The sequence below is a fragment of the Vibrio sp. D401a genome, assembly GCF_030248515.1.
Lineage (GTDB): Bacteria > Pseudomonadota > Gammaproteobacteria > Enterobacterales > Vibrionaceae > Vibrio > Vibrio rotiferianus.
Window position 1 is genome coordinate 90,192 of sequence record NZ_JAHGAI010000002.1, and the last position, 21,769, is coordinate 111,960.

Genomic DNA, 21,769 nt, shown 5'->3' on the forward strand with positions numbered 1-21,769 from the left:
GCAGCCTCGGGCTGCTTTTTTATTGCGTCAGATTCACTGCCTTTAACACTCAACACAAAACCGACAGATAGAAAAAACCAGAGGCGAACCTCTGGCTTTTCCCGTTTGTTTAAATGCCAACTAACCGTTATTATTAAAGCATCTTACGAGCCGCTTCAACTACAACCTTAATTGAGCGAGCTTCCGTTTCTTTCAGAGTTGAATGATCTGGAATCTCTTTTTGTGTACGGTTGATAATTACACCCGCCACACAACCTGCTTTTAGGCCTGAGCTTGCACACATAGTTAGCAGTGTTGCTGACTCCATTTCGAAGTTCAGAACGCCCATGTCCTGCCACTCTTGCATAGAACCTTGGAAACGCTTAACAACACGACCAGAGAAAGTGTCGTAACGTTCTTGGCCTGGGTAGAAAGTATCACTTGAAGCTGTCACACCCATGTGTACTGCAGCACCAGATTCTTCTACTGCCGCTTTCATTGCTGTAGCAATTTCAAAATCAGCTACCGCTGGGAACTCCATTGGAGCAAAGTGTAGGCTCGCACCGTCTAGGCGAACAGAACCTGTAGTAACGATCATATCACCTACGTTTACGTGCGGTTGGATCGCACCTGTAGTACCTACACGTAGGAAAGTACGAACACCAAGTTGCGCTAGCTCTTCTACTGCAATAGAAGTAGATGGGCCACCGATACCTGTAGAACAAACCACAACAGGTTTACCGTCTAGCTCTGCACGGTATAGCGTGTATTCACGGTGACTTGCTAGAAATACAGGGTTTTCCATTTCTTCAGCGATTTTTTGTACGCGTGCTGGATCACCAGGAATAATTGCTAGAGTTGCACCATTAAGATCAGCTTCAGTAATACCTAAATGGAATACAGCTTGAGACATAAGTTGCTCCTTGTTGTGGCTTATTTTGTAAACAATAAGCTCATTAATAAGTTGTTGGGTACAGATGCACTGTAGCGAACCTTTCACCAACATAGAGTGATCGCAATCACAATGAAACAATGTAATAAAACCACACTTTCAAATAAAAACGGTTTAGATCACACTTTAAGGAGCTAAAGATCATTTCGTTGCATAGGAATAAGTGATTTGCCAAACGAAACAAACACCAAAGCTGTATCGATTTAATAGGCATAAAAAAACCTGAGACACTTCTGCCTCAGGTCAGTTTTCATTTCACTTTAATGGTTATTTTACTTGCTTAGATTCAAAACGAAGTAATCTCAGAGCGTTCAAAGTAACAAGAGCTGTTGCTCCACTGTCGGCCAACACAGCTACCCACAAGCCTGTTATACCTAGCAAACTCGTTACCAAGAACACGCCTTTCAGTCCTAGAGCCAACGCAACGTTCTGACGGATATTATTGAGCGTCGCACGTGATAGCTCGATCATGCCTGCTAGCTCAATCAAACGGTTATGAGTCAGCGCGGCATCAGCCGTTTCGAGTGCAACGTCAGTACCACCGCCCATGGCAATGCCAATGCTGGAAGCTTTCATCGCTGGGGCGTCATTAATACCATCGCCCACCATCGCAACGGTGTGCTGCGCTGAAATCTCTTCCACGTAGTGCACTTTGTCTGCCGGTAACAAACTCGCTTTGTAATCAAGACCAATTTGGTTCGCAATTGCTTCGGCGCTGCGAGGGTTGTCACCTGTTAGCATCACAGATGAAATACCCAGTTTCTTCAATGCAGCAACGGCTTGTTGAGCATCTTGACGAAGCGTGTCTTGCCAAGCAATCAAACCTATCACTTGGTGATCGTGGCGTGCGATAACCACAGTTTTACCTTGCCCTTCCAACGCCAAGACTTGCTGCTCTACTTGTTGTGAGATTGGGAAGTCGGCTTTCGATGGCGCAATCACTTGAACCAATTTGCCTTCAACAAGACCTGTCACACCAGAACCAACCTGTGCTGTTTTGTCTGCCGCTTCAGGAATGTTGATGCCCTGCTCTTGCGCTTTGTTCACCAAAGAAATTGCTAGCGGGTGGCTTGAGCCAATCTCAATCGAAGCGGTCAAGCTCAGCAGTTGTTCTTCCGTCACACCAAAAGGTACCACATCAGTTACTTGCGGTTTGCCTTGTGTCAGTGTGCCCGTTTTATCAAATGCTACAGATTCAACACGACCCAGTAGCTCAAGCGCTGCACCACCTTTGATCAGTGCGCCGCGTTTTGCCGCTGCCGCCAAGCCAGAAGTGATCGCCGCTGGTGTAGAGATGACGAGCGCACATGGACATGCGATCAACAGCAATGCTAGACCACGGTACACCCACGTTTCCCAAGGTTGAGCAAACAACAATGGCGGTGTGATGATGACTAATAGAGAGACAAGCATCATCAATGGCGTGTACCAACGGCTGAACTTATCTAGGAAACGTTCAAGTGGTGCTTTGCGTGATTCCGCTTCTTCAATCAAATGTAGGATACGGTCAATCGCGTTCTCACCTTGGCGAGACGTCACTTTCACCTGCACGACTTTGTCGACAACCACGGCACCAGCCATGATTTTACCGCCTTCGTTGTGCTCTACCGGAACAGACTCACCCGTTAATGCACTTTCGTCAAAGCTTGCCGCTTGAGTCATCAGTACGCCATCAGCTGGCATACGACCACCCGGCGCTACTTCAATCACGTTACCCGGCTGTAGTTGTGACGCTGGCACTTCTTGACGTTCGCCATCCACAATCAGAGTGGTATTCTCTGGAACGAGATCCATCAATGCTTGAACGCCGCTGCGAGCGCGAGATGATGCATATGCTTCTAACTTTTCACCAATAAGGAAAAGCAATAGCACCATCGCCGCTTCCGCGGTTTCACCAAGGTAGAGCGCACCTAACGCCGCTACACTCATTAATGTTTCAATCGCAAATGGCGTACCTGTTCGGGCCAACTTAATGGCTTTCATCGCAACCGGATACAAGCCAAGCAAACAGGTCAAAGTAAACAACCAAGTACTTAGCGTTGGATTGAAATCAGAAATGATGCCAGCAAACGCCATCGCACCTGCAATAGAGAGGATCTGAACATTGTCTTTGATAACGCCAACCCAACCCTTTTTCTCGGCTTTTGGTTTTGGTGCATCTGTCGAAGTCAGTGGGAATCCGGTTTGCTGAGAAATTTGCTCGATAACAGGCGCAAGTGCTCGGTTATCAAAATCGACCACTAACTTTTCTGTCGCGAACAAGACTTTGGCATTTGTGACCCCTTCAACAGAAGAGATGGCCTTCTCTAGCTTTTGCGCACAGGCCGGACAATCCATGCCTGACACTAGCCAACTATGACGAATGGTGGACTCGAGGGGTTCGGCAGGACCTTCGTCGTCAACAGAATCCGAGCTACAGCTTCCGCCGCTACAACAAGATTCTTCTGAGACAGCAACGGTTGCTTGGGTAATGTTTAGCGTTGGCTTTGCCGGTGCGCAGCATGAGTCACTTGCACCTACTGCCACCGCAGATTTGATTTTGCCTGATTGGCAACCTTGATGTTTCGTACACATAGTTCACTTTCCTTATTGGTGATAAACCTTTATCTACTGCTAAGAATAAACCTTGGAGCTAACTCCAAGGTCAAGTGCATTTATGTTCAATTGACGAAATTTATGCTTTTTCTTCTTCCAAAGCGGTTGCCACTTCATCAATCAATACCGCATCGTGAGAGCAAAAAGGTTGAGTATTAACGCAAGTGATCGCTGGATCGTCTTCTATATCTTCTTCTCCGAAGTTTTGCATCAGGTCTTTAATGTGTTTATTCAGCACAACTAACGCCAGCAACCCAAACACTATCGTACCCACCGCTTGTCCATATAACACGCCAAGTGCTCCGTACCATTGCGATCCAAAGTAAACGAAAGGCAGAGTGCCGATTGTTGCTTTACCTAAGTTCAATGCCGTGGAATAAAGCGGTTTACCGAGATTATTGAAAGAAGTGTTGGCGACAAACAAAGTCCCATTGAAGACAAATGTAATGGCAATATAGGTACAAAATGCGATAACAATAATCGCGGCATCACCCGTCAGGCTAAACATTGCTACGATGTAATCTTGCAGCACATAAAGCAAAGCACAGACACCTAGGGTGTAAATCGTGGTCACCAGTAAAGAATCGGTTAGAGTACGCTTAACACGATCCATACGCTCCGCACCAAAGTTCTGCCCAATGATAGGACCAACCGCACCAGAGAGCGCAAAAATCACCGCGAAACAAACTGGCGTTAAGCGCCCAATCACCGCAAACCCTGCGACGAAGTCTTCGCCAAATTGAGCGATATGAGTAGTCACAATTGCATTACCAATAGGCGTTGCAGTATTGGTAATAATCGCAGGCACAGCAATCGCTAAAATTGGCTTGAGGTTGTTTTTAAAGATATCGAAGTTTGGAAGAGAAACCAGTTTGTGCACTTTGATTAACGGATAAAGAGAGAATGCTAATACGGTGAAACGAGCAATAACCGAAGCCGCAGCAGCCCCCTCCACATTCCATTTAAAAACGAAGATGAACAATGGGTCAAGAATCGCATTAACAATACCACCTGATAAGGTCGCCCACATAGAGCGTTTAGCATCTCCAGCAGCACGTAAACCTGCACCTGCTGACATACCCAACGCCAGTATCGGCGCACTTGGCAATAGAATGTTAAGATACGCCTCGGCACGCTCCGCGGCCACTCCCTCTGCACCGATTGCAGCTAAGAGTTCAGGGATATGGATGTACATACCAATAGTGATCACTAAACTGATCATAAAGGCGGTCAGCATAATACTACCGCTCATCAACCTCGCACGATCGAAGTCCTTTGCCCCAATAGACTTGGAGACCAAAGCCCCCATCGCAATCGACGTGCCGATAGACGCAGAAGTCGAGAAGAAAATCAGTGTTCCTGCGAAACCAACGGCAGCCGCCAACTCAACCTGCCCCAACATACTGATGAACAGCATATCGAGTAAGTCGACAACAAACAGGGCCATCAATCCTACTGATCCCGCACCTGACATCACTAAGATGTGGCGCATAGTGGAACCTTGGACAAACTTCGCGTCTTGGGTAGACATATTCTTCCTCAACGACAAAAAGACGCCGAGGCGCCTTTCGTCTTAGTTTTACCCTTCAAGTAACACCAAGAGCTGAAGTGAGCATCTTGAGGTAACTGGGGATCTAATTTGGGTTTTAAACAGGATGCTGGAAGCACTCGTTTAGAGACTTACCTATCGCTCGAAGTACATCACGTCTTGTAATCACGCCGACCAATTTTTCTTTGTCATCCACTACCGGATACATTTTTGGCTTGCCTATTTTCATCATATCGGCCAACTCAATGATCGACATTTCCGGTGACACAGAAAGTACATCGTCATGCATACACTCTTCAACAGTATGTGTATCCTGACAGTGGTAACTGGCTTTAACGAGTTTGTCTAAAAGGTCTTGCTCAGAAAGGAACCCTACGACTTTCTCGTTTTCGTCAATAACTGGTCCACCTAGAGTAACACTTTGCATCACCTTATCCAAAGCCGCTGTTAGCGACATGTTTTTGGTGAACGTCACCGCTTGCAATGTCATGTAATCTTTAACTTTTAGTGAGTGCATTCTTATCTCCTTAGCGGCACGTTTTTGCTGCCTTTAAGATAAGTGTCGTCTAATTTCTTGATTTTACTAAATGGAAATTAGCAATTTTATCTATAGATTTAGTCTATTGATCTCTATCCGAACTGATACATAAGACAAAACAATAAATACACAGTTGCATATTTATTTACCTCGGGTGCAAAACTCAGTCTGGTGATGAACAGTGAAAATGTACAGCGTGCGCAGAGGTCGAGATAAAGTCGAGTTAATAAAAACTCAAGTTAGAAATAATTAGCTATGCAGTGCAAACAAAAAAGCCAACCTCAAATGAGGCTGGCTTTCGAAGTATTATTACTCGAATAAATTAAGCATTTTCCATCGCTTCAACGATATCACGCGCTACGGCTTCCGCCACTTTGATGCCATCAATACCCGCAGAAAGAATACCACCAGCATAACCGGCACCTTCACCCGCAGGGAAGAAACCTTTCAAGTTAATGCTCTGGAAGTCTTTGCCACGCTTGATGCAAACTGGAGAAGACGTACGTGTTTCAACACCTGTAAGCAAACCATCTTCTGATGCAAAACCTTTGATCTTACGATCGAATGCTGGAATCGCTTCACGAATCGCTTCAATAGCAAATGCAGGTAGCGCTTTTGACAGGTCAGTCAATTTGATGCCCGGAGTGAACGATGGCTCAACATCACCCAGTGCGCTTGGATCGCGACCTTTCAGGAAGTCACCAATTTTCTGCGCTGGTGCGTCGTAGTTCTCACCACCAAGTGTGTAAGCGCCCGATTCCAGTTCACGTTGGAAACGGATACCTGCTAGTGGATCGCCTGGGTAATCTACTTCTGGTGAGATACCGACGACGATTGCGCTGTTCGCGTTACGCTCCGCACGAGAGTACTGGCTCATGCCGTTCGTTACTACACGACCTTCTTCAGAAGTTGCCGCAACTACCGTACCACCAGGGCACATACAGAAGCTGTAAACCGTACGACCATTCTTACAGTGGTGAACCAGTTTGTAGTCTGCAGCACCAAGAATTGGGTGACCTGCGTTTGGACCAAAACGCGCTTCGTCGATCATCGACTGTTTATGCTCGATACGGAAACCAACAGAGAATGGTTTCGCTTCCATGTAAACGCCACGGTCGTGCAGCATTTCAAAGGTATCACGAGCACTATGACCTACCGCTAGTACTACGTGACGAGATTTGATCTCTTCACCGTTTGATAGCGTTACGCCTGTGATTTGACCATCTTCCATATGCAGATCGTCAACACGAGTGCTAAAGCGGATCTCACCACCTAGCTCGATGATTTTCGCGCGCATCTTCTCGATCATGGTAACCAGTTTAAAGGTACCGATGTGCGGCTTACTTACGTATAGAATTTCTTCTGGGGCTCCAGCTTCAACAAACTCAGTGATCACTTTGCGACCGTAGAAGTTTGGATCTTTCACTTGGCTGTAAAGTTTACCATCAGAGAAAGTACCTGCACCGCCCTCACCAAACTGTACGTTCGATTCTGGGTTAAGTGTACGCTTGCGCCAGAAGCCAAACGTGTCTTTAGTGCGCTCACGTACTTCTTTACCACGCTCAACGATGATTGGGTTAAAGCCCATTTGAGCCAAAACCAAACCCGCAAAAAGACCACAAGGACCGAAACCGATCACCACTGGGCGCTCAGTTAGGTTCTCAGGTGCTTTCGCCACGAACTTGTATTCCATGTCAGGTGTTTGGCGAACATGTGGGTCTTTTTCAAATTTCGCTAGCAACGCTTCTTCATCACCTTCAACGATGATGTCTAGCGTGTAGATAAGATGAATATTGGTTTTCTTACGAGCATCGTAGCCGCGTCTAAAGACATTAAAAGAGATAACTTTCTCAGCAGCAATGCCAAGCTTTTTAGTAATCGCGTCCAATAGCGCGCCTTCCTCGTGATCAAGAGGAAGTTTAATTTCATTAATACGAATCATGTGATGTCTCGTTATGGTAGGTGTCTTAGCCAGAACTGCTATTTTCTCCTCGTTAATATCAAGGGTGAAAAAGCAGTCAGCTCACAATGGCGCGCATTTTACGAGAAATTGAATTGTCTGTCATACTAAATCCAAGTTGCGCGGCGGAATTAACGTAGCGAATGTTGAATTTTGCCTTGGGATGAGTATTATCCCCATTCTTCAATTTTGACTAACTTAAGAGCTGATTATCATGGCGTTTGTCGTAACCGATAACTGTATCCAATGTAAATACACTGACTGTGTCGCGGTATGCCCTGCTGATGCCTTCCACGAAGGTCCAAACTTTATGGTAATCAACCCGATTGAGTGCATCGACTGTGGTTTGTGCGTGGACGAATGTGCCGCAGCCGCCATCTTCCAAGAAGACGAGCTTCCAGAAGATCAAGTGATCTACAAAGAGCTCAATGCAGAACTTGCAGAAATCTGGCCGGTACAAACTGAAGTCAAGCCAGCAATGGATGAAGCGGAAAAGTGGAACGGCGTGCCAAACAAGTTAGACATGCTAGAAAAATAAGCGCATTAAAACGAAAAAAGCGTAATGAACCTCAACTTGAAAAAGTCTGGCTCGTTACGCTTTTTTTGTATCTATGATTCGTTGATGCGATTAGCTGTGTTGACGACGCATGTTGTCCAGAATAATACCTGTCGCCATTGCCACGTTTAGAGACTCAGCACCGCCAAACGCTGGAATGGTAATCTTGTCGGTCACAAACTTCGATGCGGCTTCACGCACACCATGAGATTCGCTGCCCATCAACAAAATACCTTCTGCTGAGAATTCTGTCTTGTGCACACTCTCGCCTTCAAGGAAAGCACCATACACTGGCAAGTTTGCCTCTTCTAGGTAGCTTGGTAAATCCACTAGGCTCACTTGCACGCGACCAAAGCTGCCCATGGTTGCACTGATGGTTTTTGGGTTGTATGGATCGGCACAATCTGTGCTCGCGATGATGTGCTTGATACCGTACCAATCTGCTACGCGAATGATCGTACCTAGGTTGCCCGGGTCAGAAACGCCATCCAATGCAATCATCAAGCCTTTTGCCTGAGGCACTGTTACGTTTGGAATTTCAACCACAGCAATGGCTGCATTGTTGCTCACCAAGGTACTTGCTTTAGTTAGGTCATCTAGTGACGCTTCAATACATTCGAAGCCATTTAGTTCTTGGCGATGCTCATTCAGAAACTCGGCCGTCGCAAAAATCTGCTTTACCGTGAGTGAGCTGCTCGCCAATTCCAGTACGTTCTTTTCACCTTGAACCAGAAATAAGCCGTGCGCTTTACGCTGCTTCTTTTGACCTAAAGCACGCAGCAGTTTTAGTTGGTTTTTTGAAATCATGAAAATATCCCAGATGAAAGTTGGTGAAGTACCAGATGAAAACGGGGGGATTATAGAGTAAACCTTCGCACAGCTAAAGAGATGCCTTGCTTGAGAGAAAAGAAAAGCCCGCCAAGCTATCACTCTCGGCGGGCTTTAGGCATCTGTCGCTTCCCTATGCTGAAAGAATCGACATCACCATTCTTAAACGACTTTTGTTTTCGTCATCTCTTTAATGCCAGACAAAATGAATGTCGGCAGTGAAGACACAAGAATCACACCAAATAGGTGACCAGCACTTAGTGCCTCTGTGTTAAAGATCAACTGACCAAGACCGGTGTAAATCACGCCAAGAGACAGCGTTGCCGAGACCGCTACTGCACCCAATAGGTATTTATTGGTGAATGGATTCTTACGGTATAGCGAGTTAAACGTACGCGAGTCAAACAAGTGCCATAGCTGAGCAAAAATCAGCATTGCGAATGCCATCGTTTGTGCATACTGCGCGCTTTGACCACTGCTCAGTGCCCAATTGAACGCCAAGTAGCTCATACCGCCTAATGCCAAACCGCGTGTCACAATACGTGTACCCAGATGGTCGCTGAAGAAACTTTCGTTACGCTTACGCGGCTTACGCTCCATCAGATCTTTTTCTTCAGGTTCTACACCCAATGCCAGCGCTGGCAGACCGTCAGAGACTAAGTTAATCCATAGAATCATCAGTGGCGTAAGTGGCAGAATCGCTTCTGGCCCCATCATCAAGAAAGCAAACAAGATAACCGATACTTCACCCACGTTCGCCGTCAGTGCTTGGCGAATGAACTTACGCAAGTTATCGAAGATCTGACGACCTTGGCGTACCGCTTTCACGATCGTGCTGAAGTTGTCATCCAGTAGAATCAAATCGCCCGAATCTTTGGCTACCGATGTACCGGTGATACCCATTGCAACACCGATATCCGCACGGCGAAGAGCTGGCGCGTCATTCACGCCGTCACCTGTCATCGCTGCCACTTCATTATTGTGTTGCTGAGCTTGAACAATGCGCAGCTTGTGTTCTGGTGTTACACGAGCAAAGACGGCAACTTCCGGACAGATTTTACGTAGCGCTTCATCATCCATCTCATCCAGTTGTGCGCCCGTGATGACCAAGTCTTTTTCACTGCAGATAATACCGATTTCGCGTGCAATTGCCGCTGCAGTAAGTGCGTGGTCACCAGTGATCATCACCGTACGAACGCCCGCGTTATAACAGCTTTCTACTGCGTCGCGAACTTCTGGACGTGGTGGGTCCATAATTCCGTACAAACCAAGCACGGTCACATCTTTCTCTAGCTCAGCAGGATCACGCTTGAGATCATCTTCTGTCAGCTCTTTATAACCTACTGCCAAAGTGCGAAGCGCTTGCTCTGCAAAGTCCTGAATTGCCGCTTCGTAGTTCGCAATCACCTCTTCTGCAGGGCTTGCCGCTAACGCTAAGCTGCCTGTCGACATCGTTGGCGCTGTAGGTAGCTCGCCACCATCAACCATAAAGCCAGAGGCATTGCGTAACACCACATCTGGCGCACCTTTAATAGCAAGGAAGTGCTTACCATCCGGTCCTTTGACAATCACTGACGCCATCTTACGTGCAGAGTCGAACGGGAACTTCTCAACGATAGAGTAACCGCCTGTCGATAGCATGTCTGATTGCTCCAGACCCGCTTTTGCCGCTGCAACAATCAATGCGCCTTCGGTTGGGTTACCACGCACAGACGAGTTATCGCCATTTTTGATGTATTCCGCATCATTACATAGGGTCGCAACCACTAAACCTTTCATCATCTCTGGGCTTTGCTTTGCATCAACCGTGTGGCCTAGCGGCTTAAATTCACCCTCAGGGCTAAAGCCTTTGCCTGACACTTCCCAGTAACGACCACTTGCATCGTACGCTTTCATTACCTGCATTTGGTTTTGTGTCAGCGTACCTGTTTTATCTGAACAGATAACCGTGGTTGAACCGAGCGTCTCAATCGCAGAAAGCTGCTTCGCCAACGCGTTGTTCTTCACCATGCGCGTTGAGCCCATCGTCAAAACAATTGAGATAACTGTTGGCAGACCTTCTGGAATAGCCGCTACCGACAACGAAATACCCGTGTTCAGAATTTCCAGCCAAGGCATACCGTGATAAAGACCGATACCACAAACCACAGCCACCACACCTAAAGCCGCGACCATCAAGGTTTTCGCAATGGTATCCATACGCTCTTGCATTGGTGTTTTGGTCTCTTCGGTGTTTGCCATCATGTCCGCAATATGGCCAACTTCGGTCTTCATGCCTGTGCTGACAACCACACCTAAGCCTGTACCAGTGGTCACAATCGTGGTCATAAAGCCCATATTACGCTGATCACCAAGGCCGACGGTTTCGTCTTCAATCACCTTAACGATTTTATCAACCGGCTCAGACTCACCAGTAAGCGCGGCTTCATCGACCGCAAGACGGTTTGCTTCAATGATGCGCACGTCCGCAGCAAGGATATCGCCCGTATTAATCTTTAAAATGTCACCCGGCACAATGTCACGTGCCAACACATCAACCCACTCGCCATTGCGACGAACTTGTGCGGTTGGCGCTGCCATTTCGCGCAGCGCTTCCATGCCCTTCTGAGCTTTAAACTCTTGCCAAAATGCGATGATGGCATTGATGAAGATGATCACTGTGATGGCAACCGCATCCACAAGGTGACCAGTAAAGAAGGAAACAATCGCACCAATACCCAGAATGAAGATCAATGGGTTCTTAAATTGGTGTAGGAATAGCTCAAGGGCAGATTTGCCTTCTTGCTCTTGTAGCTCGTTTTTGCCGTGTTCAGCCTGACGCTGCTCTACTTCTTCCGAAGTCAAACCTTGCTCAGTTGATACATTTAATTGAGTCAGTGTTTCTTCAACCGACTCAGTAAACCACTTTTTAGTCATGGGGGTCTCCAAAAAGCATTCAAGCGACATCAGTACAATTTCAAACTGATAAAAAGCATTCGCTGAATAGAATTGAGTTAAATCGCCTCGCTAGTCACCGTTGCACCGTTTATTTTCATTTTGAATATTTATCAAGAATCTATTCAGTGTTATGCCAGCGAGTAAAAATAACCTACCCGAACCGATGAATACTTGTAATTAACTTTCAGATAGGCAAATAGCAAATGCGGACGAATCTTTGACCCCAATCAATCTCGATTTTATTTTGTCATACAAAAGATCAATTAAGTGTAAATGGACATGAATAAGACCCCGATTAGACAGAAAAAACACTTCATTTTTCCCGAAAAGTGTAATTTTTCTACAAGATGGTTTTATTAAGAGTGGCTAACAAGCGTGACAAAAATACAAACTATCCGAAAAGATTTGCAAGGGAAGATAGAAAAATTGCTAATAAAGAATGACCAATTTTAGCTAGTCGAAATACATCACATTCAAGTCATACAATTAGCATATTTATTCACTCAAAAACAAAGGAGAAATCACAAGAGACACGGCTGAACACTGCATACAAATTTGGTTATGAGTAATGAGAAACCACCAGCCAGACGAATAGCCAGTTGAGAGAAAGGGAAAAGGTTTGAGAGAGTATTTTACAGCGCAGAAACGAAAAAGCCTCGCTGTTTAAGCGAGGCTTTTAAAGGGTGGGACCCCAGCCACATCCCGGCACACAAGTCACACGCTGCGGCTGCTTCCTTCCGGACCTGACCGAGTTCACGAGCTATTGTTGCGAGAGGACCAGAGCCCCATAATTCTGTTTTGAGAGCGTGTCTCAAATGATGGGAGGATTATTCAGCATCGCCTTTCAGATTGCAAGGGCTAAAGTAACGATTTTTCCCTTTCCCCTACTGTTTGAACAAAAGTCGGTCAATTCAACAATTAAACACGAATCTCATCGGCAGGCTTCGGTCTCGTCTCTTGTCGTGATGCTTGCTTTCTTTGATACATATCTTCATCGGCAAGATGGAGAGCGCTCTCTAGACTCAATGTCTTTTGACGATTCACCGAGCAACCAACAGAAACAGAGATAGGGTGAGCTTCATCTAACGTTCCATCTTGTAAAGTAATAGTTGCCAGCTTTTCTATTGCCAGCTCTAGCTGTGCTTGAGTCGGGTTACCAATAAGAATGAACTCATCTCCTCCAAGACGATAGCTTCTTCCATCCCACAAGGCTTTGATGTCATTTGAGAGCTGTTGCAAAACCATATCTCCCGCTCTGTGACCATATGTATCGTTGATTTGCTTGAAACGATTAATATCTAGGTAGAGGATTGCTAACTCTGGTGAGACTCCCTGGCGAAAACGCAATTGCAATGACCTGCGATTGCGTAACCCTGTTAAATTATCGGTATTGGATTGACGATAAAGGTAAATCGATACACAGATTGCAAATATCAGTACAAATAGGAATACAGCTTGAGTTTGGGTTGCCAGCCTTACCTCATATTCTAATGCCGTACGCCAATCTGGCCGTAAATCGTATCGAGCGACAATATTGTCCAAATTCAACATAGATATCGCTCTAGAAAAATATGGCGCCAACAATTCACCTTTAGTGGACTTTGCTAAGCCAACTGAAAGCTGTGATTGATAAAATTCACCAATCGCGTTGTCCTGCTCGATGGGCAATAACTCACTTAGACGAAGAAAATGGTTGAGCATCGCGGTATCCATCGCGATATAGTCCACCTCTCGCTCAAGTAGTGCATCGATGAGAGCTTGTTGGTTTTCATATCTTTTCAAACTTTTCAGCGGCAACATTTGGCTCAAAAGATGATCAAAAAAGTCTTCTTTCACCACACCAATACGTTCAGAGATTAGCTGGGAGACATGAGAATAGACATTAGGTTTGTATCCTAGGCGCCTTACCATGACCGAACTTGGCGAATAATGCGGCTGGGTAAAGTAACTAAATGCACGCCGGTCACGGCTTATCGTTAGCGGTGCTATCATGTCTATGTCACCTTGAATGAACTGGCTATACATACTTTCCCAGCTTTCATCCTTTTGACTCACAATCTCACAATTTAAGTTCAAGATATCGCAGCTTTTGTAGACCACCTCTGCTGTCATACCCTCAATGGTTCCATCATCGTTGTAAACCACGTAAGGGAAGATAGGCTCAAGCTTAATGATTATTGGCTGCTTCAAATCAATTGGTAAGGTACTTAACCCTTCCCGTAAAGCGCTCTGACGAAGATCAAACTGATATTTTGCGACCCTTTCCCGAAGTAATTTTTGTACTTCTTCACTATGGATATACTCAGAAAAAGCCTCTAGCTCATGTAAATGCAGACCTTTAGGGCTAACAATGGAAACAGGCTTAATAGAGATTTGATCATTAAGTAACTGCGCATCAAACCCATCTAACAACATGGGTTTGAGTTGGTTGATGGCATCGACAACACCATCAACCCTACCACTATTCAGTAGTTCAACGGCTTCATCGTGGCCTTGATAAAACACCTGCTCGATATCCGGATAATAGTGCCTGATAAGCTCTGAGTATATTGTATCCTGAGGCACTCCAACGTTATGAATGTCATCCAAGGTTTTATCTGTGTGACCGAATAGGTAGGTGTATTCGATATTCGTTGGGCGGGAATAACTAAAGCGTTTAGCTCGCTTTTCGGTGAAGGTTATATTGGCGGCAAAGTCACTCTTACCTTCTGCTACAGAATCTAGAATGGCATCAAAGCTAGAGAAATTGACGTATTGTATTGATACATCAAACTCTGCTGAAATCGCATCAAACAAAGCGCGTGTAACAATATCATCCGCTTCTGTAGCAACTTTATATTCTTTCTGATGCACTGACTGAGCAAACAGGAATGGACTGCACTGCAACAAATAAGCAAATACCAGCCCTTTAAAAATCTTAACCATGACCAACTAATTATGCATACGGTTAGTTGGGCCATTCACCCAACAACATGTAATTGACATACCCTGTAAATATGAAAAGCCGAACATATACTATTCGGCTTCATTTTTCATCGATTGATGGAGAGACTGTAGAGAGTATCACTCTTTCTCGTTAAATTTCTGTACGTTACAATTCTGCCTGCTCGTCACTGCTTCTCAAGATATAGTCTGTCATCCAAGCCGTTCCCAACAAACAAATCCAGACTACAAATACCGGATTAGGGACATCAATATTCGGGTTAACAACCAACGCAGCAAAGCCTACGGTTGGTAATGTCCAACAGAGTAACTTTCCCCAACGCATTGAGTTTTTAATCTTAGTCAGCGCTTCCATAGAAGCTAGGATCCCGGTGACACTTAACGCAACTAATACAGCATAAGGCAAATCCGCCAACCATAATGGCAACAATAACAACAGTGACCACCAGCTATGTTTCTCTGAGGGTTTCCAATGGTTGGCAGCCCACCACATCACGACAACGGCCATCGTTTGAACAACGGTAATCCAAGGAGTCCCATCTAATTTACCAGCTTGCTGCGTTACCATGATGCCAACTTGTAACGTGAGCACAATGAGACCTGCGGTAAGCAAAACGCCCAGTGAACTGCGCCGCGAGAACACGACCATGAGTAATGGGAATAGAATCAACACTCCAATCGACAAAGCAATTGGCTGCATTGATAGCGTCAAGCCATAAACGGTCATCGCTCCTAGAAGTATTAATCCGGCGATACCACCTTGCGGTAGTATCCACAACGCAGGAATCATCAAAGCAAGAACGGGAATGTCTCCTTCGCTCAAACTGATGGCACGAGCGCACACCACGGCAAGAAGAGTCGTAACGAGAAATTGAAGTGTTGAAAAAATCATAGCGCCTCCTGGCTTCCCCAACCAACCTGGTAACTCAACGGCATATCAAACTGGGCCTTCAATGTCGTTGAGCGGGTCTATATAAACTAAGACTGAGCTTGTTTTTGTATTTCCAACTTACTCTTAGAGATCAGCTGCGGCTCACAAAAGAAACAACAAAACAAGGTGAAGGAACATGAGCGGCAAATGATGTTAAGGAGCAAGAACTGATAGCGAAGTACAAGTCTTGTGTATTACCATTCCTTGGTAAACAACAGTGGACACTTTCAGTATGGACCAATTTCTAATGCAAATCTTTGCTGTAATTCACCAAATTCCTATTGGACGAGTTTCAACTTACGGCGAGATCGCAAAAATGGCAGGCTATCCTGGTTATGCAAGACACGTAGGTAAAGCATTAGGGAATCTACCAGAAGGCAGCAAACTTCCATGGTTTAGAGTAATTAATAGCCAAGGAAAAATTTCGTTAAAAGGTCGAGATCTGGAGAGGCAAAAGCAGAAGCTTGAAGCGGAAGGCATTGAAGTGTCTGAGATCGGAAAAGTCTCACTCAAAAAATACAAATGGCAGCCTTAGGCTGCCATTTTACAATCAATTGGACTAACGATTAACGTGTACCCACTAGACGAATATTTGCTTCGTGCGTTTGCTCTGCATCAGTAATAACTGGAATGCTTGTGTCATTGATAAAACGTAGCTTACCGTCCACTTCAATACGTGCACGTAGGCTGTAACGGTGGTTTGGTTTGATATCGTTGCTGTTGTAGCTTAGTTCAAACGATAAAGGTACTTGTTTACCCTCAGTCTCGAATGTCTGTTTCGCAAGAACTTTCGCTGGCGCATCGGCCAAAGACACATCCTCTAGGGCTACCGTTACTACTGCATGAGGAGGAAGCGCGATACGCTCACGGTAAGCCACTGCACCTGTAATTGTCTTCATAGACGCCTCAGCCGATTCCATTTCTGTGTTTTGAGAAGTTTGGCAACCCACTAGTGCAGCACCGAATAGTAAAGAAGTAACAAGTAGTAGTGTTTTTTTCATAGTTTCCTCAACGGGTGTATCATTTCGCGCTAAGTATAGAGGGAGATTATTAAACTGTCTGCTGTACGTTTAGCGATTTGACAATAGTTTGACTAAGTTAGAAATTACCAAACAGTTGATTTTGTTTCATAATTGAAGCAGCAATAAAAATAAGGTGAGGAGACATCATGAGTAAACCATTAAGAGAATTGCTCAGCCTACTACAACTCGAAAAACTAGAAGAAGGCTTGTTCCGCGGACAAAGCGAGAACCTAGGTTTACCTCAAGTTTATGGTGGTCAGGTTATTGGACAAGCGCTATCTGCCGCGCGATACACGGTAGAAGACGCACGTACCGTACATTCATTCCACAGTTACTTCCTATACCCTGGCGATCCTGAAAAGCCGATCATTTACGATGTCGAGAATCTGCGTGATGGCCGTAGCTTTAGTACTCGCCGCGTGAAGGCAATTCAGAATGGTCGTCCGATTTTCTACCTGACCGCTTCTTATCATGGTGACGCTCCGGGCTTTGATCACCAAAACACCATGCCAGACATTCCTGGGCCAGAGAACTTCCCCTCTGAGACGGAGCTAGCAAGCCACATTGCCGAGTTCTTACCAGAGCGACTACGTAAAACGTTCTGTGGTGAGAAACCCATTGAAACCCGCCCAGTTAACATAGTTAATCCACTAAAACCCAAAAAAACAGAGCCGAAACAGTATCTGTGGATTCGAGCCAATGGTGAGATGCCTGACAATCAATTGATCCACCAATATCTGTTGGCGTACGCATCGGATTGGGGCTTCTTGACCACTGCACTTCACCCACACGAAGTGTCGCTGATGACCCCCAACTTCCAAGTAGCTACTATTGACCATTCAATCTGGTTCCACCGTCCATTTAAAATGGACGATTGGTTGTTGTATGTAATTGAAAGTCCAACAGCGAGCAACACTCGCGGTTTAGTTCGTGGCGAGATATACAACCAACAAGGTCACCTAGTTGCAACAGCAGTACAAGAAGGCGTAATGCGCTTTACTAAATAACGAATACGTAAATTTAAAAAGGGGAGTGCGCTGCACTCCCCTTTTTTAATTCACTTTATAATTCATTTGAATAACGCCCCACTCATAGAGTGATTTATGCCATCCGTATTTAGATACCCCATAAATTACGTCAGGATCCGCATAAGAGCCACCAAAATCATCCGCTCGAAACTTACGAGCGCCCTTACGGTAATAAACTAATGGACTATCGATTTTATAGGTTTCTCCATCGTTCAATTGGCTATCATCAATCACCAAAAACCTTGTCATACGCAGGGTTCTACCGGTTTTGCAATAACCATCATCTAGATAACTGATCGCCTGAAACGGTTTAACATTATCTTCGTCTAGTAATGACAAGCAGTCATCAATACGAGCAATATGCATCCACATACCTTTTGGTGATGCTTCAGGGTTATCGATTGATTTCATTTGCAGCAAAACGACCTTTCCTTTGCCGTAGGAAGCTATCTCACCATCCGTAGGTTCTCTTACTCCACGCACACCCATGAGACCAAATTCGGAATCTTGCAGATTCGCAAACTCTGGCGCACTTAAAGTACTAACGACTACCGTTTGACCACCAGTTAACGTGTATTCACGATCAGCATCAGACTTGTCAAGAGTAACTGGTATGGAGATAGTTTTGTCGCTCATAGCCTTATAGTCTTCAGACTCTGCTTCAGAGACCTTCAATTTGATAGAATGAGCGGGTGAATATTCGTTCAAAGTAACAACGCCGGTTTGAGCATTTAGCGTAGCCAGTTCTTGGCTGATCGTATTCTCAAACGCATAACTACGCATCCCAATAGCAGGACCTAGCTCAAGAGTAATAGCCTTAAACGGCTCAAAATTAACAGGCTGCGATGTACTCGATAACCCAGGGTGATCGGCTTTCGTAATAGAGCCATTAACAGATAGCGTTTTGGTTTTGTAGTTTCTCGCAGAAAGAGTCGCTTCGAGTTTATAGCTACCAGCATGAAGAACTGATACTTCACCCGTGTTTTTTGACTCCAGAGTAACGACAGGCCTAGTCTGGCTAAGCAACCTATAGCTCGTCTCAATATCTACAGCGGATACTTCTGGTACCACTTTCTTACCGTGTTGGAAATCTACCGTTGGGTATTTGATATCAACAGGGTTGTCTGCTTGAGTAATATTCACCGCAAAGCTACCATGACCTGGGTCATATTGGGCGCTACCAGTATCAGAGACTACGACCATTGTGCTGCCAGCGTTTAAGATTCGCATTTCTCCCGAATGAACGTCGACTGATACGACATCTTCATCTTCACCTTCGGCAATCTTATAAGATACTTCGCCGACTGTTCCTGTGATCTTTGGTAGAGACAAATATGGTTTGTTCGGCCTCCACACAGCATCGATTTTTGAATCTACATGGATTCGGCTAGGCGCATTTAAAATGTTGATCTTCACCTCTTGCTCTGGACCTGCCGTATAGTTTGTACTCTCAGCTCTCCTTAAAACAAGAGTTGTTCTGCCCGAACGGTATACATGGATCAGTCCTCGAGCAATCTCATTTGCTACCTCTGGGTTCGAGTTACTCAACACTTCAACGTGATCAAATGTTTTGTAAGCCTCAAAGTCACGCTCTAAGGTCAGTTGTAAATCCTTGCTGTAAACTTCTTCATAGTTGTGAACAGACAACTTCTCGCCCACAGCCTTAGCAACATCTATATCAACACTAAACCTAGCTGGCTGATATTCACTTCCACCGTTATCTTCAAGAGTGAGCAAATAATGCCCGGCCTGGTCAACTGCAATTTCATCATTAACCAAGCGTAAGCCACTAGGTAGCTGTTCAACCAAACTGATCTGGCCTTTCTGCCCCGGAAACTCCAATGGAATTCTCAGGTCTGGATGATAAATGAGTTTCAATTCGACGTTTTCGATACGAGAATTTAATGCTCGTTTAACTTCTACATCAAATGTAGTTTTGCTGCTTGGATAGTTTCTTAGACTACTCTCACGCACTTCCACTTGAGCCTGACCTACACCAAGGATTTTGAGTTTCTTACCATCTTCGCTGACTGTGATTGCATCTTCACCACTCAGTACACGGTAAGAAAGGGCTCCTCGGGCATGAGAGACATTCGGATATACAAAACCATTTTCCGCATAAGTTACTGCAATGTTGCTAACCTGAAGTGGTTCACGCTTACCTTGAAGCACATCTAAGGTAAAGTAAGCAGTCTGTTGTTTATGATCGTAGGAATCTGAATAGTTGGCAACAGCTTCAATAGTCACACGCCCGGTATTACGCGCCAGAATCAAACCAGTTTCAGAGTTCAAAATTTTTGCTACATTATCATCAGGATAGCTATCTACAATTCGAAATGAGACACTATCAAGATCGGTTGTATCTAATCTCTTTGGCTCCAATGTGATTCCTTCACGATACTCAGTTTCTAACCAAGCATACTGAAGTTGATCTGCGCTGATTTCATGAACAACCACGCGCGCGTGAATGGTTTTAGGTTGGTAAAAATCATTACCACTATCAGCAACAATTACAGTAGCAACACCAGCTGGACCGACGGGCTGAACTGAGCCTTTTTGATCTACACGAATAAGGTGCTCATCTCCGGAAGCTACCGAGAATGTGAGATCACCCTTCTGACCTCGCACAGTTAGCGAGTTATCGCCTCTTTCTGTCGGGTTAATGTGTAAATCATTTACCATAAGCTCGGTGTTCGCACCTCTTTCTACAGTCAATGTAAACACTGACTCAGATTGCTCATAATAAGAGCTGGAATCCACTGCTTTTACCGTAGCTGTTCCTGGGCGCAGCACTTGAAGCTGATCGTATTCATCAATCGCGATTACATTTGGAGGAGTCGAATCTAAAATTTGATATGTAATCGTCCCATGAACATTGCGTAAAATGGCATGAGTTACGGTTCCAGAACCATTGAAAATAAGTGAAGAGTCTTCACTTTCAAGCGCTGGACGAACCTGTTTGGTGACGGTAGCAGTTGGCGGTGCTGAAGGAGATGAAGTATCTCCACCACCACAACCCGATAAAGCGGCAATAAAGCAAGCAGTTAAAAAGTAATTTTTCATTTTTTGTAATAATCAGTTACATCCCAAGGTGCGGCGATAATAATACGATGTTTTATTCATCAACAGCCTTTTCTTCGATGGGCAAATAGTTGAAAAACCGATGAAACATCCCACAAAGGTCACTAACGTCGTCAAAAACACGGCATCCCACCAAAACGCAAACGTTTACCTATTTCCATTAGAAAAATAAAATGTACAAAGTACTGGTTAGATACTCAGAGGTTTTTCTGAATTATTTCTCAAAAATAAGACAAAAACAGTCGTGATATGTCGATTTTTTGTGGATTTTTCATCTGTTCAAATGAACTTTCATTACCAATGATATGGGGAGTAAATATCAGTTGTCTCAACTTGTGGTAGGTAAAGCCATTTCTCAAAACTTGCAGAAGGTTACAAGCTAATACTTATCGGCAGTTCCGTAGTGTACTTAATCGGCTCCATTGCAAAGGTTGAGGTGACATTGGATAAACCTTTCACGCTGTTGACCAATCGCTTGTAGAACTCATCAAAGCGCTTCATGTCTTTTACGACAACTTTCATCATATAGTCGTATTCCCCAGCCATCCGATAGAACTCCATGACTTCAGGGAAATCACTTACGGTGGTTACAAAGTGGTGATACCACCCTTCTGAATGGTCGCTAGTCTTAAGTTGCACAAATGCAATAAAAGATAAATCCAGCTTCTCAGCACTTAGCAACGCCACTCGCTTCTCGATATAGCCTTCGTCTTCGAGCTTTTTTAAACGCTTCCAGCAAGGTGTGGTGGTGAGATTGACTCGCTCCGCCAAGTCATTTAATGACAAGGTTCCGTCGTTTTGGAGTAAAGAAAGTAACTGTTTGTCGATTTTGTCTAAGCTCATTCCTAGCTATTTCCTGATTTAGAGAAA

General features: G+C 44.9%; 15 protein-coding genes and 1 other RNA gene. 3 read left to right on the forward strand and 13 right to left on the reverse strand.

What is annotated here, in order from left to right; genetic code table 11:
• Positions 1–133: 133 nt before the first annotated feature.
• The 5 genes from udp to KIV41_RS02705 form a co-directional block, all read right to left on the reverse strand.
• Positions 134–892 (reverse strand): uridine phosphorylase, encoded by a 759-nt coding sequence (gene udp / locus KIV41_RS02685; protein WP_010447108.1) that lies wholly within the window; start codon positions 890–892, stop codon positions 134–136.
• Positions 893–1,198: 306 nt separating this feature from the next.
• Positions 1,199–3,505 (reverse strand): zinc/cadmium/mercury/lead-transporting ATPase, encoded by a 2,307-nt coding sequence (locus KIV41_RS02690; protein WP_285335616.1) that lies wholly within the window; start codon positions 3,503–3,505, stop codon positions 1,199–1,201.
• A 100-nt stretch (positions 3,506–3,605) separates the two neighbouring features.
• Positions 3,606–5,057 (reverse strand): MATE family efflux transporter, encoded by a 1,452-nt coding sequence (locus tag KIV41_RS02695; protein WP_071235732.1) that lies wholly within the window; start codon positions 5,055–5,057, stop codon positions 3,606–3,608.
• A gap of 115 nt (positions 5,058–5,172) precedes the next feature.
• Positions 5,173–5,592, reverse strand: a complete 420-nt coding sequence (locus KIV41_RS02700; RefSeq protein ID WP_010447101.1) for a CBS domain-containing protein — start codon at positions 5,590–5,592, stop codon at positions 5,173–5,175.
• A gap of 343 nt (positions 5,593–5,935) precedes the next feature.
• Positions 5,936–7,555, reverse strand: a complete 1,620-nt coding sequence (locus KIV41_RS02705; RefSeq protein ID WP_285335617.1) for an NAD(P)/FAD-dependent oxidoreductase — start codon at positions 7,553–7,555, stop codon at positions 5,936–5,938.
• 232 nt (positions 7,556–7,787) lie between these two features.
• Here KIV41_RS02705 and fdxA point away from each other — a divergent pair, with 232 nt between their 5' ends.
• The gene (gene fdxA / locus KIV41_RS02710) at positions 7,788–8,111 is read left to right on the forward strand and encodes a ferredoxin FdxA (RefSeq protein WP_005431654.1); all 324 of its coding nucleotides are present in this window, start codon (positions 7,788–7,790) and stop codon (positions 8,109–8,111) included.
• Between the two features lie 90 nt (positions 8,112–8,201).
• Here fdxA and KIV41_RS02715 read toward each other — a convergent pair whose 3' ends face one another.
• From KIV41_RS02715 to KIV41_RS02735, 5 genes are all read right to left on the reverse strand, one after another.
• A complete protein-coding gene (locus KIV41_RS02715; protein ID WP_252041781.1) occupies positions 8,202–8,936 on the reverse strand; it encodes an RNA methyltransferase in 735 nt (244 codons plus the stop codon).
• A 183-nt stretch (positions 8,937–9,119) separates the two neighbouring features.
• Positions 9,120–11,873 (reverse strand): cation-transporting P-type ATPase, encoded by a 2,754-nt coding sequence (locus KIV41_RS02720; RefSeq protein WP_285335618.1) that lies wholly within the window; start codon positions 11,871–11,873, stop codon positions 9,120–9,122.
• Positions 11,874–12,580: 707 nt separating this feature from the next.
• An RNA gene (gene ffs, locus KIV41_RS02725) (signal recognition particle sRNA small type) lies at positions 12,581–12,677 on the reverse strand.
• Between the two features lie 135 nt (positions 12,678–12,812).
• Positions 12,813–14,819 carry a GGDEF domain-containing protein gene (locus tag KIV41_RS02730; RefSeq protein WP_138942207.1) on the reverse strand — a complete coding sequence of 669 codons (2,007 nt, stop codon included), beginning with the start codon at positions 14,817–14,819 and terminating at the stop codon, positions 12,813–12,815.
• A 166-nt stretch (positions 14,820–14,985) separates the two neighbouring features.
• Positions 14,986–15,729 (reverse strand): hypothetical protein, encoded by a 744-nt coding sequence (locus KIV41_RS02735; RefSeq protein ID WP_088881110.1) that lies wholly within the window; start codon positions 15,727–15,729, stop codon positions 14,986–14,988.
• A 271-nt stretch (positions 15,730–16,000) separates the two neighbouring features.
• Here KIV41_RS02735 and KIV41_RS02740 point away from each other — a divergent pair, with 271 nt between their 5' ends.
• Positions 16,001–16,303, forward strand: a complete 303-nt coding sequence (locus tag KIV41_RS02740) for a DNA base-flipping protein (RefSeq protein WP_010447086.1) — start codon at positions 16,001–16,003, stop codon at positions 16,301–16,303.
• A 31-nt stretch (positions 16,304–16,334) separates the two neighbouring features.
• Here KIV41_RS02740 and KIV41_RS02745 read toward each other — a convergent pair whose 3' ends face one another.
• Positions 16,335–16,769 carry a YbaY family lipoprotein gene (locus KIV41_RS02745; protein ID WP_285335619.1) on the reverse strand — a complete coding sequence of 145 codons (435 nt, stop codon included), beginning with the start codon at positions 16,767–16,769 and terminating at the stop codon, positions 16,335–16,337.
• A 167-nt stretch (positions 16,770–16,936) separates the two neighbouring features.
• Here KIV41_RS02745 and tesB point away from each other — a divergent pair, with 167 nt between their 5' ends.
• Entirely contained in the window at positions 16,937–17,797 is an 861-nt protein-coding gene (gene tesB, locus KIV41_RS02750) for an acyl-CoA thioesterase II (RefSeq protein WP_045389370.1), read from the forward strand.
• Positions 17,798–17,842: 45 nt separating this feature from the next.
• Here the strand turns inward: tesB and KIV41_RS02755 are convergent, their stop codons facing one another.
• Both KIV41_RS02755 and KIV41_RS02760 read right to left on the reverse strand, forming a co-directional pair.
• On the reverse strand, positions 17,843–20,881 hold the full coding sequence (locus KIV41_RS02755; RefSeq protein WP_285335620.1) for a cadherin repeat domain-containing protein: 3,039 nt from the start codon (positions 20,879–20,881) through the stop codon (positions 17,843–17,845).
• A 390-nt stretch (positions 20,882–21,271) separates the two neighbouring features.
• Complete coding sequence (locus KIV41_RS02760) at positions 21,272–21,742, reverse strand: Lrp/AsnC family transcriptional regulator (RefSeq protein WP_038882749.1); 471 nt, start codon at positions 21,740–21,742, stop codon at positions 21,272–21,274.
• Between the last annotated feature and the right edge of the window lie 27 nt (positions 21,743–21,769).